Origin of the sequence: Hwanghaeella grinnelliae (assembly GCF_004005845.1) — a bacterium.
GTDB classification, from domain to species: Bacteria; Pseudomonadota; Alphaproteobacteria; order UBA8366; family Aestuariispiraceae; genus Hwanghaeella; species Hwanghaeella grinnelliae.
On record NZ_SADE01000001.1, the window covers coordinates 1826135 to 1842580 of the forward strand.

Annotated in this window: 14 protein-coding genes and 2 tRNA genes; 9 read left to right on the top strand and 7 right to left on the bottom strand. The window is 57.0% G+C overall.

Annotated features, from left to right (window positions below; genetic code table 11):
* The first annotated feature begins 82 nt into the window (after nt 1-82).
* The 3 genes from yciA to EOI86_RS08525 all read left to right on the top strand — a co-directional run bounded on the left by yciA (nt 83) and on the right by EOI86_RS08525 (nt 2275).
* On the top strand, nt 83-472 hold the full coding sequence (gene yciA / locus EOI86_RS08515) for an acyl-CoA thioester hydrolase YciA (protein ID WP_127764642.1): 390 nt from the start codon (nt 83-85) through the stop codon (nt 470-472).
* A gap of 43 nt (nt 473-515) precedes the next feature.
* On the top strand, nt 516-881 hold the full coding sequence (locus EOI86_RS08520; RefSeq protein ID WP_127764643.1) for a hypothetical protein: 366 nt from the start codon (nt 516-518) through the stop codon (nt 879-881).
* 116 nt (nt 882-997) lie between these two features.
* Nucleotides 998-2275 (top strand): M20 family metallo-hydrolase, encoded by a 1278-nt coding sequence (locus tag EOI86_RS08525; protein WP_127764644.1) that lies wholly within the window; start codon nt 998-1000, stop codon nt 2273-2275.
* A 50-nt stretch (nt 2276-2325) separates the two neighbouring features.
* On the opposite strand, the gene EOI86_RS08530 is transcribed toward EOI86_RS08525, so the two are convergent.
* The 6 genes from EOI86_RS08530 to EOI86_RS08555 all read right to left on the bottom strand — a co-directional run bounded on the left by EOI86_RS08530 (nt 2326) and on the right by EOI86_RS08555 (nt 8333).
* Nucleotides 2326-2805, bottom strand: a complete 480-nt coding sequence (locus EOI86_RS08530) for a BLUF domain-containing protein (RefSeq protein WP_127764645.1) — start codon at nt 2803-2805, stop codon at nt 2326-2328.
* A gap of 81 nt (nt 2806-2886) precedes the next feature.
* Nucleotides 2887-3366, bottom strand: a complete 480-nt coding sequence (locus tag EOI86_RS08535) for a BLUF domain-containing protein (protein ID WP_127764646.1) — start codon at nt 3364-3366, stop codon at nt 2887-2889.
* Between the two features lie 273 nt (nt 3367-3639).
* A complete protein-coding gene (gene glnA / locus EOI86_RS08540; RefSeq protein WP_127764647.1) occupies nt 3640-5049 on the bottom strand; it encodes a type I glutamate--ammonia ligase in 1410 nt (469 codons plus the stop codon).
* Between the two features lie 97 nt (nt 5050-5146).
* Nucleotides 5147-5485 (bottom strand): P-II family nitrogen regulator, encoded by a 339-nt coding sequence (locus tag EOI86_RS08545; protein WP_127764648.1) that lies wholly within the window; start codon nt 5483-5485, stop codon nt 5147-5149.
* 292 nt (nt 5486-5777) lie between these two features.
* Nucleotides 5778-6953 carry a pyridoxal phosphate-dependent aminotransferase gene (locus tag EOI86_RS08550; RefSeq protein WP_127764649.1) on the bottom strand — a complete coding sequence of 392 codons (1176 nt, stop codon included), beginning with the start codon at nt 6951-6953 and terminating at the stop codon, nt 5778-5780.
* A 147-nt stretch (nt 6954-7100) separates the two neighbouring features.
* The gene (locus tag EOI86_RS08555; protein ID WP_161973750.1) at nt 7101-8333 is read right to left on the bottom strand and encodes a GGDEF domain-containing protein; all 1233 of its coding nucleotides are present in this window, start codon (nt 8331-8333) and stop codon (nt 7101-7103) included.
* A gap of 194 nt (nt 8334-8527) precedes the next feature.
* Here EOI86_RS08555 and EOI86_RS08560 point away from each other — a divergent pair.
* A tRNA-His gene (locus EOI86_RS08560) sits at nt 8528-8604 on the top strand.
* A 427-nt stretch (nt 8605-9031) separates the two neighbouring features.
* On the top strand, nt 9032-11254 hold the full coding sequence (locus EOI86_RS08565) for a hybrid sensor histidine kinase/response regulator (protein ID WP_127764651.1): 2223 nt from the start codon (nt 9032-9034) through the stop codon (nt 11252-11254).
* Nucleotides 11255-11628: 374 nt separating this feature from the next.
* Here the strand turns inward: EOI86_RS08565 and EOI86_RS08570 are convergent, their stop codons facing one another.
* Nucleotides 11629-12165, bottom strand: coding sequence for a hypothetical protein (locus EOI86_RS08570; RefSeq protein ID WP_127764652.1), 537 nt, complete (start codon nt 12163-12165; stop codon nt 11629-11631).
* Between the two features lie 212 nt (nt 12166-12377).
* Between EOI86_RS08570 and EOI86_RS08575 the strand changes: the two genes are divergently transcribed.
* The 4 genes from EOI86_RS08575 to tig all read left to right on the top strand — a co-directional run bounded on the left by EOI86_RS08575 (nt 12378) and on the right by tig (nt 16296).
* The gene (locus EOI86_RS08575) at nt 12378-13853 is read left to right on the top strand and encodes an NAD(P)H-hydrate dehydratase (RefSeq protein WP_127764653.1); all 1476 of its coding nucleotides are present in this window, start codon (nt 12378-12380) and stop codon (nt 13851-13853) included.
* Between the two features lie 297 nt (nt 13854-14150).
* Nucleotides 14151-14477 (top strand): hypothetical protein, encoded by a 327-nt coding sequence (locus EOI86_RS08580; RefSeq protein WP_127764654.1) that lies wholly within the window; start codon nt 14151-14153, stop codon nt 14475-14477.
* Nucleotides 14478-14668: 191 nt separating this feature from the next.
* Nucleotides 14669-14753: transfer RNA gene (locus tag EOI86_RS08585), tRNA-Leu, on the top strand.
* A 100-nt stretch (nt 14754-14853) separates the two neighbouring features.
* Entirely contained in the window at nt 14854-16296 is a 1443-nt protein-coding gene (gene tig, locus EOI86_RS08590; RefSeq protein WP_127764655.1) for a trigger factor, read from the top strand.
* Nucleotides 16297-16446 lie beyond the last annotated feature (150 nt).

The following is a 16446-nucleotide window of genomic DNA, read 5'->3' on the forward strand; positions in this document are numbered from 1 at the left end:
CGCAACAAGCTTATCAAGTGGATTTGGCGGATCATATACACAAGATATTGTATTTCAACACCGAGAAGCGGGGAGGTCGCAAATGACTGATTCTGAACAGGAAGATCCACGGGGCGAGCTGGTCATCCGCACTTTGGCGATGCCGGCGGACACCAATCCAGCAGGCGATATTTTCGGCGGATGGTTGCTGGCGAAAATGGATATCGCCGGCGGCGTCTTGGCCCGGAACAAGGGAAGTGGGCGTGTCGCGACGGTGGCGGTCGACACAATGACTTTTTACAACCCGGTTTTTGTCGGTGATGTCGTGTGTTGCTATGCGGATATGGTGCGAATCGGGCGCACGTCCATGACGGTACATATCCAGGCCTGGGCGCAACGCGATGCGGAAGGCGCGCGCGTAAAAGTGACCGAAGGTGTGTTTACCTATGTCGCCATTGATGAGAACCGTAAGCCCAGGCCTGTAGAAGGGTAGGGGCGATACACAGACTGGCGAAACCAAACAGGATGATGACACGATGCGCGGTTTGATACTTTGTTCGGTTTGGGTGCTGATGTCGTTTCCGGCCGTGGCTTTGGCCGGAAAAGCCGATGTCCTCAAAGTGCAGGTCACCCAGCAGGGAGACAGCTACCGGTTCGATGTCACTGTCGCCCATGAAGACACGGGCTGGGATCACTATGCCGATGCCTGGGAAGTGGTCGGGCCCGACGGAAAGGTCCTTGGCGTTCGAACCCTGTTCCATCCGCATGTCGACGAACAGCCGTTCACGCGGTCGCTTTCGGGCGTGAAAATACCGGCCGGAGTGGATCAAGTAACCGTCCGCGCCCATGACAAGGTGGATGGCTGGGGCGGTGCCGAAGCCACCGTGAAAATTCCCCGCTAGAACGATGATGCCGACGGGCCGAAGCTTTGGGCGAACCCCCGTGCGCGATGAACTGTCCTCAATACGTTGAGCAATGCCAATCGCTTTGAACTTCGAGGTTCGATCCGTCAGGATTGATGGTTACTGGACGACGTTTTGGCGATGGGGGCGATATGCGGTATTCGGAACATGTGAAACAGGATCGGCTGTGGGACCGGTTGATGGATTTGGCGCAGATCGGGGCAACCGCGAAAGGCGGCGTGAACCGGCAGGCACTCACGCAGGAAGACGGCACGGCCCGTCGCATGTTGGCGGATTGGGCGTTGTCCCGGGGATTCTCGATTTTTCAGGATGAGATCGGGAATTTGTTTGTTCGCCGCTCGGGCCAAGACGACACCTTGCCACCCGTGACGACCGGCTCGCATCTGGATACCCAGCCGACCGGTGGCCGTTTCGACGGCGCTTATGGCGTGATGGCCGGGTTCGAGGCGCTGGAAGCGCTGGAAGATGCCGGCGCCTTAACAAAGCATCCGGTCGAAGTTGTCGCCTGGACGAACGAGGAAGGGGCACGGTTTCCACCGTCTTGCATGGGCTCCGGCGTCTATACTGGCCGTTATTCGCTGGAATGGGCACAGGCGATCCGGGACCCGGAAGGGATGAGTGTCGGGGAAGCGTTGGTGTCGGTGATGGCCAGGACGGAAGATGCCAGGCCACGCGACTTCGGGGCGCCGCTGGCCGCCTATATCGAAGCGCATATCGAACAGGGTCCGGTCCTTGTCACGGAAGGGGAAACCATCGGCGTCGTAACCTCTGTGCAAAGCCAGAACCTGTTTGAAATCGAAATTTTCGGGGAAGAAGCGCATGCGGGCACCACGCCACGGGCGAACCGGTCCGATGCGGTGCTCGCTGCCGTCGAGGTAATAGCGCGTCTTGAAAAAGAAGCCTTGGATGATGCCGATGCGATGCGTTTCACAGTTGGAAGGTTCATTGCGAAACCTGGCGCGCCGAACACGGTGCCGAGTCATGTGACATTCACGATAGACCTGCGACATCCGGAAAATGCGGAGATTGAGCGGATGTCGGACTTGATCGGGCGGCTGCCGGCGACTGTCGCGGGTGCGCGGCGGTGCCGGGCCCAAGTCAAGCGCTTGTCGGACTCGCCTGTGACGCCTTTTACGCCTGAGATTGTTGACTTGATCGATGAATGTCGGTTGGCGCTTGGTCTGCCCGGACGGCGGATGCCGTCCGGCGCGGGACATGACGCGATGTATATTCCCCCGCTTGCCCCCACTGGCATGATTTTCGTGCCCTGCGTGGATGGGATCAGCCATAACGAAGCGGAGGATGCTTTGCCGGAAGACTTGGCGGCGGGCGCGCGGGTTTTGGCGGATTGTCTTGCCGAACTGGCGGGCTGAACCAGCAGAAACGTGCGGCTAGGGCCGCATGAAACCGGGGTGGACCTGGACTAGAAGGAAATCTCGAAATAGTCGTCCTGCAGCGCTTCTTGCAGAAGGTCTTCCGATGCCTGCATTTGCGGCCGGTTCTGCGCCAGTGCGGCGAACAGCGCGACAGCAGCGCGCTGGTTCAACAGCGAGGGGATGATGGTTTTGCGGCCGTAGAGGCGCATGCAGAGTTCTTCTGAAAACGCTTTGCCGCTGACAAAAGCCATTGGATCTTCGGGGACGAGCCGGTCCTCAATCTCTCCCACGCCATAGAATGTCACGTCACGATGGCGGCGGTCCTGATTGATTTTCGAGAAGATAGTGGAGACGGCTTCCCGCGACCCCTCGAGGTAATGCATGAAATGCGTCGAGGTCAGCCCGAGCAGCCCGGTGACCTGCAAACGTTCGTTGTTTCGGCGCGAAGCGGCCAGAATCGGTTCGAGGTCCGTGAAGCGGAAAGTGTCTGCTGGCTTGCTGTAGTAAGCTAACCGTATTTCTTTCATTCAATTACCTTCGCCCATTCCGCCCCGGAAACTCTTGGGGAAGCTGTTCCGAAGGCTCAGGTCGCGTTTTCCAGCGGGTGCCTAGACCGCAATTTCGAAATAGTCTTCGTTCGCGCAATCGTCGATCAGCTGCTGCGACTTTGCCAGAATATCACATTTCCGGCTGGCTTTCAGCAGCAGGCGCTTCGCATTCTCGAAGCTCAAAAGCGACGGCAGAATACGAGGCATCTTGATCGCCTCGCGGCAGAAATCGACGCTGAAAGCGTCGGCGGAGATAAAATCGACAGGGCCGGCGTCGAACATGCGCTCGTTGATTTCTTCCATGCCAAACAGCACGACGTTGCGGAAATTGGGGTCGCACATAATGTTCGAAAAAGACTGAGAGACCGCCTCGCGCGGCCCTTCCATGACATACATGAAATGGGTCTGAGTCATCGCCATAACAGCGGAAATTCCAAAATTGCCGTTATATTCCCGGTTCTTATCGAGAATCCCTGCCAAGTTCGTCAGACGGAATGCGTCGGACGGCTGGCAATAAAGGGCAAGTCTCGTTTGCTTCATGGTCGAACCGGTAACTTAGATTTATCTAATTTGGACTTTGCCGAGAATACAGGCCAAAGATTTACAAAAGGTTACTCCGGTAGGCCTCCGTCATCCTAAAGGCTTGGGCACGGAATAACGCGTTTCTTCCCTGGTCATTTGCAGTGATGACAGGTTGCCGAAATCGTCTGAAGGCATGGGGATGCGACAAAGCAAAAGCCCCGCCGGTTTGGCCGGCGGGGCTCTCGGAAACGCATCCTTCACCCGGCTTCTGAACCGGGATCGGGAAGGGAATTACGCGCTGTAGTACATTTCGTATTCGACCGGATGCGTCGTGTGCTCCAGGCGGTACACTTCTTCCCACTTCAGGTCGAGATAACCGTCGATCATTTCGTCGGTCATGACACCACCGGCCTTCAGGAAGTCGCGGTCGGCATCGAGTGATTCCAGCGCTTCGCGGAGCGAACCGCAAACCGTCGGCACTTCAGCCAGTTCTTCCGGCGGCAGGTCGTACAGATCCTTATCCATCGGATCGCCCGGATGGATCTTGTTCTGGATCCCGTCAAGGCCGGCCATCAGCATCGCGGAGTAAGCCAGATAGGGGTTGGCGGTCGCATCCGGGAAACGAACTTCGACGCGCTTGCCCTTCGGGCTGGAGACGTACGGGATACGGCAGGAGGCCGACCGGTTACGGGCGGAATAGGCCAGCAACACCGGTGCTTCGAAACCCGGGATCAGACGCTTGTAGCTGTTGGTCGACGGGTTGGTGAAGGCGTTCAGGGCCTTGGCGTGTTTGATGATGCCGCCGATATAGTACAGGCAGGTTTCGCTGAGGTCGGCATAACCCGAACCGGCGAACATGTTCTTGCCGTCCTTCCAGATCGACTGGTGGGTGTGCATGCCCGAACCATTATCGCCAACAACCGGCTTCGGCATGAAGGTCGCGGTCTTGCCATAGGCGTGGGCTACCATGTGAACGCAGTATTTGTACTTCTGCATGGTGTCCGCGGTTTCGACCAACGTGTCGAACTTGATACCCAGTTCATGCTGGGAAGGCGCCACTTCGTGATGGTGCTTTTCCATGTCCAGGCCCATTTCGACCATGACGCTGACCATTTCAGCGCGCATGTCCGTGCCGCTATCGACCGGCGCAACCGGGAAGTAACCGCCCTTGGTCGCCGGACGGTGGCCGGTGTTGCCGTCTTCGAAATCGGCGAAGCTGTTGTAGGGGTCTTCTTCGGAATCGATCTTGTAGGCCATGAATTCCTGATTCGTGGACCACTTAACGTCGTCGAACACGAAGAATTCAGCTTCCGGTCCGAAATAGGCGGTGTCGCCGATGCCCAGCGATTCCATGTAGGACAGCGCCTTCTTGCAGATCGAGCGCGGGTCACGTTCATACGGCTGGCCGGTGGACGGTTCCAGAATGTCGCAGAACAGAATCAACTGCGGCTGCGCGGTGAAGGGGTCCATGACGGCCGAGCTCAAGTCCGGCTTCAGAATCATGTCGGACTCGTTGATGGCCTTCCAGCCGGCGATCGACGAACCGTCGAACATGATACCCTCGGTGAGGGTCTCTTCATCGATGGTCGTGATGTACTGTGCCGTGTGCTGCCACTTGCCGCGCGGGTCGGTGAACCGGAAATCGACGTATTTAACATCGTTTTCCTCGATCATTTTCATGACGGTCTGAACGTCTGACATGTTCTCGTCTTCCTCTTGTTAAGAACTTGCGTTGTTGGTGGGGCGGGAAACTGGCATCGGACCGGCTCACCGGTCTCGGTAGTTTCCGCATCCCGGTCTAGATGGCATCTGAACCGCGTTCTCCGGTCCGAATGCGGATGACTTCTTCGATGCTGCTCACAAAGATCTTGCCGTCGCCAATCCTCCCAGTCTGCGCGGCGTTTTGGATGGCTTCTACGGCACGCTCGGCAAGATTGTCGTCCAACACGATTTCCAACCTCACCTTGGGCAGGAAGTCGACGACATATTCCGCGCCCCGGTAGAGTTCGGTATGGCCCTTTTGACGCCCAAAACCCTTTGCCTCGGTCACGGTAATGCCTTGGATTCCAATCTCGTGCAGCGCTTCTTTCACTTCATCAAGCTTGAAAGGCTTGATGATCGCTTCGATTTTTTTCATCGGCGACCCGATCCTTCAGATGACAGCGGTGAGAGACTTTCCGCTGGTGCTACATGATTGGCGACCGAACAGGGGCTCGGTCGTAATACCCGCCTTTGCATCGCCTATGCCAATCTCTCGGATCATGTTTTACCCGCGATTACAAAGGGTTGAGGTGAGGTGGCCTTTTTTCCAGGCACCCACGTGTGATTAAAAAATATGCAATTGCGTATTTTTTGATCCCGGCAGTCGGAGGATACGTGATGACAAGCAGAACGGCGACAAAATTGTGCTGACGACAAGGGGATATACACTACCCCCGTGCCGCGAGAGCGTCGCCCATCCGTGACATGGCTTTACGGATATTCGCCGTTGAATTGGCATAAGAAACCCGAATGTAGCCTTCCCCGTGGATGCCGAAACTGGTGCCTGCGATGGTCGCGACGCCGGCTTCTTCCAGGAAGAGGTCTTGCGCCTCTGCGGCTGTCAGGCCGGTTTTCGTGATGTTCGGAAAGGCATAGAACGCGCCGGCCGGTTCAATGCAGGAAAAGCCGGGTAGGGCATTCAGCGCTTCCATCACCACTTTTCGGCGCTCGTCGAACGCCTTCACCATGGCACGCGCGTCGTCCTGTGGCCCTTCCAACGCGGCTATGCCGGCAAACTGGGCGGATGCGTTCACACAGGAATGACAATTGATCGCCAGCCGTGTGGCGACCGGCGCAAGGTCTTTCGGCCAAACGGCGAAGCCAAGCCGCCAGCCCGTCATAGCATAGGTCTTGGACCAGCCGTCCAGCATGATGGCTCGATCCTTCAAGTGATCGTAGCTGAGGATGCTGCGATGCTGCCGTCCGTCATACAGCATCTGGCTATAGATCTCGTCCGACATGATGGCGACGTCGGGGAAGTCGGCCAAACCGGCCGCCAGTTTGTCCATTTCTTCGGCCGGCGTGACGCCGCCGGTCGGGTTTGCCGGGCTGTTGACGATGATCAGACGCGTCTTCGGCGTGATCCGGGACAGAACCTCCTCGGCGGAAAAGGCGAAATTGTTCTCCTCCAGCAAGGGAATCGGGACGGCCTTGGCGCCGGTATAGTCTATGACGGAGCGGTAGATCGGGAAGCCGGGATCGGGATACATGATCTCGGCCCCGGGTTCGCCGAACATCATGATGGCGAAGAACATCGTGACCTTGCCGCCGGGAACGGCGACGACCGTATCCGGGTCCACGGTAACGCCATGGCGTTTGTGCAGGTCCGCCGCGACCGCCTCACGCAGCGGCAGGATTCCGTTCGCGGGGGTGTATCCGTGATGGCCGTCCCGCAGTGCCTTCACCGCGGCCTCGACGATGTGGTCGGGGGTCGGGAAATCCGGCTGTCCGATGCCGAGATTGATGATATCGGCGCCGGCGGCTTGCAGGCGTCCCGCTTTGGCCAGAACGTCGAACGCGGTTTCGGTGCCGAGGCGTTGCAGATTCGCGGCGAGATGAAGCATGACCTTCCCTGTCTTTCGTTATTTCTTCGTTGCGTCGGTATGTGGCGCGTTCGTTTCCGGAGAGGAACCCGGTCTAGATGAGGCCAGCGGCGACCGGTCCAAGCTCCGGGTTTCCTGTGAGCCACCGTTGAAAACAGAACAAATTTGCTAGTCGGTTGCGCCGACTTCTTCAAGTTCGAAGGTGTTCACACGGTTCCGTCCGGTCTGTTTTGCGCGGTACAAGGCCTGATCGGCCCGTGACAGTGCCTGGGACGCATTCTGATCGCCAGGCATGACGAAGCCGATCCCGACGCTGACCGTAACCGTGATATTTTGTCCGCCGAATTCCGTGATCGAATGTTCAACGGCCGAACGCAGTTTCTCGGCAACGATAGAGGCGCCGACCGTGCCGGTGTCGGGTAAGACGATAGCGAACTCCTCGCCACCGGTCCGTCCGAAGATATCGACGGTTCGTATGGACTCCGTCGCTGTCGTTACAATGTTCTTGATAACTTCGTCGCCGGCGGCGTGACCGTAGGTATCGTTGACCTTCTTGAAACGGTCGATGTCAAACATGGCGATGGTTAGTGGTGATTTGTAACGCCGCGCGCGGGCAAATTCGTTTTCCGCCGATTCCATCAGGGCACGCCGGTTGAAACAACCGGTCAGTGGATCCGTCCTTGCCATATTGTAGAGTTCTTCCCGGTGACGCACGAGAGTCCGGAAAAGTGGCCGGAAGACCAGAACGCCCTCTAACGCGACCACGGCTAGGAACGAGGCCAAAAGCCAGGAGATACGCTCCCGAAGCTTGCGGACGCGATCGCGACTCGCGTCTTCGTAGGCGGTCGCCACTTCGGTCAGCGAGTCCATGAGCTCGTCCTGCGCCGCCGCCAACAGGCGGATCAGGCCCTGGTTCTTTTCGTCGAGGAAGTTTTGCGGCAGTTCCAGAAAGTCTTCCGCCAGTGTCATGAAACGGCGGACGCGGTAGTCCAATTGCTCTGCTTCACCGAAGAACATTTCGTCGATGTCGTCGGAAAAGCCGCCTCCCGGCAGTCCCAATTGCGCGTCACCCATCAGAAGGGCCTCATGAGAGCTGCGCATCAGACCGATGGAAGACTGAATCAAGGGTTCCAGATATCGCCGTTGCTGCGGATTTGCCATGGCGTATTGAAAAGCAAGCCCGCTGATTCGCTGGGACAGGGTCGTTTGCCGAGTCGCGATCCGTACCAGGGTCGCGCTGCGGGCTTCCTCGGTGATGATCCGGTCAGAAAGAAAAAAAGTTCCGACACCAAAGGCGGCAATAAGGGCCAGTGCCGCAGAATAGATGGCGACATAATAGCCCAGGCCGTGGCCACGGCCGCCCCCGTCTATTTCCTTGCCGCCTATTTTCTTATCCCCCACCGTCAACGGTTTGCCTGACCTAAGACCGAAACGCGAGTTTCACATGTCAGAATAGGGTTCAGAACATCGCTTCAGGCACCGTTCCCCTTTATGTACTATAGCAAAGGTGACGCGACTCCCGTCCAGCGGCAATTCCTTTGTCCGAACCGCTTGACGGCGCAGGGGCTGCAGCGTAAAAGCCCGCCTCATCTGCGGTGGGTGTAGCTCAGTTGGTTAGAGCGCCAGATTGTGATTCTGGAGGTCGTGGGTTCAATTCCCATCACTCACCCCATTTTCCCTTTTGAACAAATAGATTTAGACAGGCGCACCTGCGGTCCTGAGAGGCTGGATGCGGCTGTTATTTGCCTGTCGCCAATTCCGAATTGCACGGCAGGATTCAGGTAAGTGCGAATAAATCGTTTAAGTCGTGAGTTGTCCTTTTCAGGCGATATTTCACCCTTTCCGAAATCCCAATTTCCCGACGAACAAGATACACGGAAAAATTATTTCGCAGCGTCGCTGTGCCAATTTTTTATTTTCGTAGGAGAAGTATGAAATTTAAAGTAGTTTGATCTAATGTAATAGGCGGCATTTACTTTTTGGGCACGCTTCACGTTCGTAAAATCTGTGTAGGAGAGATGCTTCGATGGTGATCAACAAAACCAACGCATATTGATTCGCCATCCGTGTCCCACTACCGCCGGAACCAGGGAGACCCCATGCGCCTGGACCTTTCATTCAGCAAGGACTCTGCCAGATACTCAATTGTGGCGCTTTCCGCCCTGACTTTCGCGTTGACGGTAGCCGTTGGCGGTTACTTCAGTTATCTGGACCGTGGCATCCGAGACTCAAACCAAGCGACTCACATCTATGTGGATGATGTGACATCGATTACGGATGCTCTATCCAACCTTCGTGATGCAATCGGGTACGGCGGTTTCATTCACCATTTTAAAAACTACGTCATCCGACGCGACGACCGTTACGCGGAACTCGCAGATGCGGAAATGAAGCATGCCCTGACGCTGGTTGAAAAGTTGTCCAATGCCTTCCTGGATGGAGGGGCCGCGGTTCATTTGTTCACGGTTCAAGCGATGATCCAGGAATATCAAAGAAACCTCGCCTTTGCGGTCGGGGAGGGAAAGGATCTTCCGATTGCGGAACTCGATACTCTGGTCAAGGTCGACGACGGTCCGGCGGTCAAAGCCCTATCGGAACTTGATAAGATCAGGGCCCGACGGCTGGCGCGCGATGTCGAAATCGGTGATGCATCCGCCAATCACCTTGCGGTGGCGAGTGAATTCGGGATTTTCTTCGTCGCTTTGATTGTCCTGTTTGGCGGCGTCACGTTGTGGGTGGTCCTGCGATCAAACAAAAAATTGCGTTTGGCGCTTAATGAAATCGATGTGCTGATCGAAGGGGCCCCTAACGCTATTTTATGCATTGATGAGGAAGGCATAATCCAACGCTGCAACGAAGATGCCTGCGCCTTGTTCGGTTATCCGCAGGAAGATCTGACCGGTCTGCATGTCGACAAGTTGGTGCCCCAGGAAGTGAACGCCGAACATCGGGCATTCAGGGAAAACTTCCTGCAAAACCCGCATTCGGGCCCGATGACGAACCGGGAAGGATTGAAAGCGGTCAGCCGGGATGGGCGGGAAATACCGGTTGAAATAGATTTGAGTGTCGTCAAGCAGAACGAGGGACAACAAGTTGTCGCATTCGTGCGCGATGTCTCGCTTTTGCAGCAGAAGAAGATGGAACTTCAGGAAGCAAACAAGAAAGCCCTGGAAGCAATCGATGCGAAGTCGCAATTCATGGCCACGATGAGCCACGAGTTACGAACGCCGTTGAACGCCGTGATCGGATTCTCCGAATTGCTGCAGATGAAGGCGGAAAAGGGCGCAACCCAGGAAGAACTTGCGAATTACGGCAGAAGTATTGGGCGGTCCGGCAAAGACCTTTTAACCCTGATCAACGACATCCTTGATTTTGCGAAGATTGACAGCGGGAACTTCGAGATTTCCGAGGCACCGTTTTATTTGTCTGAAGTGATTGGCAACATTCATTCTGGCTTTGAAGCGCGTGCGGTTGAATTGGGTGTTGATCTGCAAAGTAAAATCGAATCAATGAACAACGTCGTGCTGGGCGATCAAATGCGGATCAAGCAGGTCCTCTATAATCTGCTGGATAACGCCATCAAGTTCGGTAGGGGCGGCGTGGTGAATTTTGCGGCGCGGGCCATTCCCCAAAAAAATTCGAAACTGGTGTTAGAAGTTGCGATCACGGATCACGGCATCGGTATCGATCCGGTCCGATTGGAAACGATTTTCGATCCCTTTCACCAGGCGGACGCCAGCATCGCGCGCGAATTCGGTGGTACTGGGCTTGGACTTTCAATTTCGCGATCCCTTGCACGACTTCTGGGCGGCGATATCACGGTTCGAAGTGAACTTGGAAAGGGCAGCACTTTTAAAGCATCTTTCATGTTGCAGGATCTCAAGGCCCTGAATCCGCAAACATTAAGTCAAGCGCTCCGGAAGGCCGACGAACAGGACAATGATTTCGGCCTGACCATCCTGGCTGTCGACGATGTCGAACCGAATCTGGATGTTGTGGAAAACGTTCTGACAGATATGGGATGCATCGTCATTAAGGCGCGTAATGGGGAGGAGGCTGTAAAGTGGTGCCAGTCCTATCGGCCGGATGCGATCCTGATGGATATCCACATGCCGATCATGAATGGGTTGGATGCTGCAGCGAACATTATCAAAACTGTTGGCATCGATAACGCCCCCCCGGTTTTTGCCTGGACAGCAGATGTTACCTGTGGCGAGTTGCTCAAACAGTCCAAAACGCCTTGGCAGGGAATCATCACGAAGCCGACGGTTCGCAATGACCTGATTTTGGCAATGCGGCAAGTTGCGGCGAATGGACAATGATTGCTGCCATTGGCCCAGCGTTCGTTCCCGCGTGATGCCACGCTAGGTCCTGCTGGATTTGCGCTGACCCAATCAACTTAAATACACATTTAACGTAAATGAACACGACTGCAAAAGGCGGGAAACATCAATTTTTTTACGGTATTTTTGTAAAGTATCGGTTGGCCGCGTTTCATAGAACTTCGCGCGTCATTATTTCTACAAAGCCGGCCAAAAAAAACAGCGAACGAGGGGCCTACACTTAATCTCATCAGCCCATCGTTCGCCGTAAGTGCCCGAAAGGTCGGGCGGTTGGTCGATGACCAAGTGATAGGCGCTCAATGTGTCGTTGTCGTTACATTCAGGTAAACGGCGTGTGAAATTCGGCGGGCCGCTCAGCCCGGCATGGGAAGCGCGAATAACTTGCGGACGGCTGCTTCGATGATGGCGCTGTCTTTGATGTCGGTACCGCCGCCGGTGGAAGGCGCCAGCACGGCTCGAACCTCACCCAAACGGCGGCGGTTATCGCACACCGCGGCTAGGACGGTGCGGCTGCGCTGAGGTGCATCCAAGCGGCCGATCGGCTTTCCCTGACATAGTGATAGTGCGCTTAGCCCTTCCTTTGGTTGAAGGGCGATCCGCAAGGCGAATTCCCGGCCGTCCGGAACCGACCCGAAAGCGAACCGGACAGATCCGCCGCGCGATAGTTCGGTGGCGATGCCGTCCAGAATTGTTCTGACTTCGCCGGCGGTCGAATTCGGGATTGCGTCGAAATGAACAGGAAGAACAGGCGGCAGCCCTTGCAAATATTTGGCCTCGCCCAAGGTGTTTGGGAATTCCCGGGTGACGTCCATACCCTCGTCGCAGGCGGCCAGAGTGCCGGCCAGGAGGATGGCCGCTGCGAATGGCTTGAGATGTCGACACGTGATCACGGATCTGTTCCCTTTTCCCACGCATGGTCCCGGTGACCGTGTGCATCCGGTGACCCTATGGTGTCGACGGCATCCTGGAAACGATGCAGGCATCCGTCTCACGCAGGTTTGACGCAGCGCATTGACGGTCCTATGCGACCGTCGGAGAGTTATGGCGTTGCGCAGGAACACAAAACCGCACGGAACGGTAACGAGGATCGGAGACGCAAGGAATGGCTGCAGGTTTCGGACATGCCGGGAACGCCTTGCTGACGGTACAGGAAATGTACGCGGCGGATGCGGCCGCGATCGAACAGGGAATCGCGGGCACCACGCTGATGGAAAATGCCGGGCGGACGGTGGCCGAGGCCATTATGGAACGATGGTCCCCCCGTCCGACCGTCGTGCTGTGCGGGCCTGGAAACAATGGCGGTGACGGTTTCGTCGTTGCCCGTCTGTTGAAGGAGCGGGGGTGGCCTGTCCGTTTGGTTTCCCTGGTTCCAATCGGGCAATTCAAAGGAGATGCCCGACACCATGCCGATCTTTGGACCGGGGAGGTGGAGATGCCCGAAGCGGGGATCGGCGATGCTGCCCTGATCGTGGACGCCCTGTTCGGCGCCGGATTGACGCGGGATGTGGATGGCGCGGCGCGGTCCTTGCTGGAAGACAGCGAGGGGCGGGACATCGTCGCCATAGACGTGCCGAGCGGCGTGCATGGGGATACGGGTCAGGTCCTTGGCTACGCGGCGCAAGCGGCCCTGACGGTCACTTTCTTTCGTCGAAAGCCCGGGCATTTGCTGCTTCCGGGACGCGTCCGGTGTGCGGAGGTCGTCGTGACAGATATCGGCATCCCGAAGTCTGTCCTTGAGGGTATTGATCCCCAGCAAATCGAGAACGGCCCGGAACTTTGGGCTGAATCCTTGCATTGGCCGAATCCGACGGACCACAAATATGCGCGCGGCCATTCCCTCGTGGTGGGCGGGGCGATCATGACCGGGGCGGCGCGGATGTCTGCAAAGGCGGCGCAGAGGGCCGGTGCCGGCGCGGTGACGGTTGCCGCCCCCGCGGACGCGCAGACGGTATACAAGGTCACCCTGGAAAGCATCATGGTGGCATCCTACCGTGACACGTCCAGTCTTCAGGACATCATCGAGATGCCAAAGGTCTCCGCCGTGTTGATCGGCCCTGGGACCGGTATGGTCACGGCGACCCGGGAGCGGGCCTGCATGGTCTTGCGCACCGGCAAGCCGGCCGTTGTCGATGCAGACGCGATCAGTATTTTTGAAGGATCTTCGGAGTTATTGTTTGAAAGCGTGAACGGGCCGGTCGTGATGACCCCGCATGAAGGGGAGTTCGCTCGCGTCTTTCCGGATTTGCAGGGGGGGCGGTTGTTCCGCGCCCGGGCGGCGGCGGCGCGCTCCGGCTGCATCGTCCTTCTGAAGGGGTATGACACGGTGATCGCTGCGCCGGACGGGCGCGTTGCCATCAATGCCAATGCGCCGGCCGATTTGGCGACGGCGGGGGCGGGCGATGTTCTCTCAGGCATCATAGTTGCCCTTTTATCGCAGGGATTGCCACCTTTCGAGGCTGCCTGCGCGGGAGCGTGGATCCATGCGGAAAGTGCCATGGCCTTCGGCCCTGGCTTGATCCCCGAGGATGTAATTGCCGGTATACCCGCCGTGTTGAGCACCCTGAAATCGAGGCGCTAGTTTTGGCGGACCCTATTGGGGTATGTCCCGAATACTTGGCTGTATCCCAGTAAGGGCTTCTGCGAAGGTCACGAAAAATCAACACCCTAACGGCATTAATAAACCGTTTACTTATAGCGTTTAAAGTGGCGACACTTGATTCGTTGAGTTAGTCAAATATTGGGTGTAGCGTTTTTCTTGTCGTCTTTGCGAGGTCTTCGAATCGCACCGTTGCGGGGTGATCGTTGCCAGGCAGAAAGCCAGCAGACGCAATCCAAAGACGCGATTTGAAGATATGTTCTTAAGGGGAGCGTAGGTATGTCGGCAATGGAACTTTATGGACACCTCACCGGCCGTTCGAAAGCAGAAGCGATCGGAATGCGCAACGGCACGCGGTCCAGCTTCTTCGCGAGAAACCGCGATGCCGATCAAATGGTCAAAGCCGGAAGCCGTTTCTTCCGCCACCGTCCGGACCGGATGGTCGAGACCGCGACGGTTCTTTCCGTCGCTTCCGACGGGCTGGGAATTCCGCATGTGCGCTATAATCTGGATATCCAGAAGCTGCGCGGGACCACAAAGTTTTCTGATGGCCCGCGGTCGCTGGCGCTGGAAACTTTCATGTCGACGTATCGGGCAGAAAGCTGACCCAAAAGGGGGGAGTGCCCAGCTTATCAGGGGCTGACCTTTCCCATCCTTTCCAAATCGCGCGAAACCCGCGCATTCCTTAGCTTTTAAAAAAGCGCCCCCCGTCAGGCCTGAGGCTTTGACGACTGGGGGCCGCATTGCTATAGAACCGCGGCTTCGGCGGGGGCTATGCCCGGTCTTGGCGCGATATTGCGGGCGTGGCGAAACTGGTAGACGCGCCAGATTTAGGTTCTGGTGGAGAGATCCGTGGGGGTTCGAGTCCCTCCGCCCGCACCAGTAAGAGAGTTCCTTGTTGCGGTTTGCCGTCCAGGCCGGCCGGGATAAGGGCGCCGAGAAAAGGTCGATAAAGAAACACCATAGTCCAACGGGATTTCCAATGCAGGTTGATGAAACAAAGAACGAAGGGCTTAGCCGCGTATATTCGGTGACCCTGACGGCGAATGAAATCGGTGAGCGGATAGACGCACGGCTTGGCGAAGTCGGCAGCACGGTACGTGTTCCGGGCTTCCGTCCCGGCAAAGTGCCGTTGTCGGTGCTGCGGCAGCGCTACGGCAAGGCCGTCATGGGCGAAGTGCTCGAGAAAGCTGTCACCGAAACCAGCCAGGAAGTCCTCGACGAGCGGGAATTGCGGCCTGCGGTGCAGCCGAAGATCGAAATCTCGAGCTTCGATGAAGGTCAGGATCTGGTCTACACGATCAATGTCGACCTGATGCCCGAAATTACCCCGATGGACTTTTCCAAGTTGGAATTGACGCGCTTGAAGGCGTCGGCGTCAGATGCCGAGGTGGATGACGCGCTCGACCGCTTGGCAAAAGACTTCCGGAACAGCGAGCCTTTGAAGAAGGCCCGTGCGGCGAAGGAAGGCGATCTGGTCGTAATCGACTTCGTCGGCAAGATCGACGGTGAGGCATTCGATGGCGGTTCCGCCGAAGGCCACCGCCTTGAATTGGGTTCCAACACCTTCATTCCGGGCTTTGAAGAGCAGCTCGTCGGCGCCAAGAAAGGCGACGAAGTCGAGGTCAAGGTCGCTTTCCCGGAAAACTACGGGGCGGAGAACCTTGCGGGCAAGGACGCTGTCTTCGACGTGAAGGTCAATGAAATTGAAGAGTATGTCGACACCGTGATCGACGATGCCTTCGCGACGAATATGGGGCTGGAAAGCCTCGACCAACTCAAAGGCCATCTGCGTGAGCGGATTGAAGCCGATTATGGCAATGTGGCCCGCGGCCGGTTGAAACGGGACCTGCTCGACAAGCTCCACGAAGGCCACGAATTCGAGGTGCCTGAAGGCATGGTCGAGTCGGAATTCGAACAGATTTGGACGCAGTACGAACGCGCCAAAGCGGCTGGGGAGACCGACCCGGAGGACGAAGGCAAATCCGAGGACGATATCAAGGAAGAATACCGCACCATCGCGAAGCGCCGTGTGATGCTGGGCATGCTTCTGTCGGAAGTCGGCCGGGTGAACGAAATCTCGGTCGGTCAGGATGAAGTTAACCGTGCGATCGTTCAGGAAGCTCAGAAATATCCGGGGCAGGAGCAGCAGGTTCTGGAGTTCTATCAGAACAACCCGCAGGCCAATGCCAGCCTTCGCGCGCCGTTGATGGAAGACAAGGTCATCGATTTCATCATCGAGATGGCTCAGGTGACCGACAAGGAAGTCTCGGCCGAGGAGCTTATGAAGGATCCGGACGAAGACGGCGCGCCCGCCAAGAAAGCGGCGTCGAAGAAATCCGGTGCCAAGAAGGCTTCCGCCAAGAAATCCGCGGCGAAAAAGGCGGGCGCCAAGAAGGCGGCTGCAAAAAAAGACGCGGATTGACGATACGGATTTAAGGGCGGGGGATGCAATTCCGGTCCTCTGCCCCTAAATTCCTCCACAACGTATCTTCGCCGCCCGGATCCTCCGGGATGTCCTGGGCCTTCTCCGGCCCTTAGTATCAAGCGAAATTGTGACAAGGAGCTTCGTCTG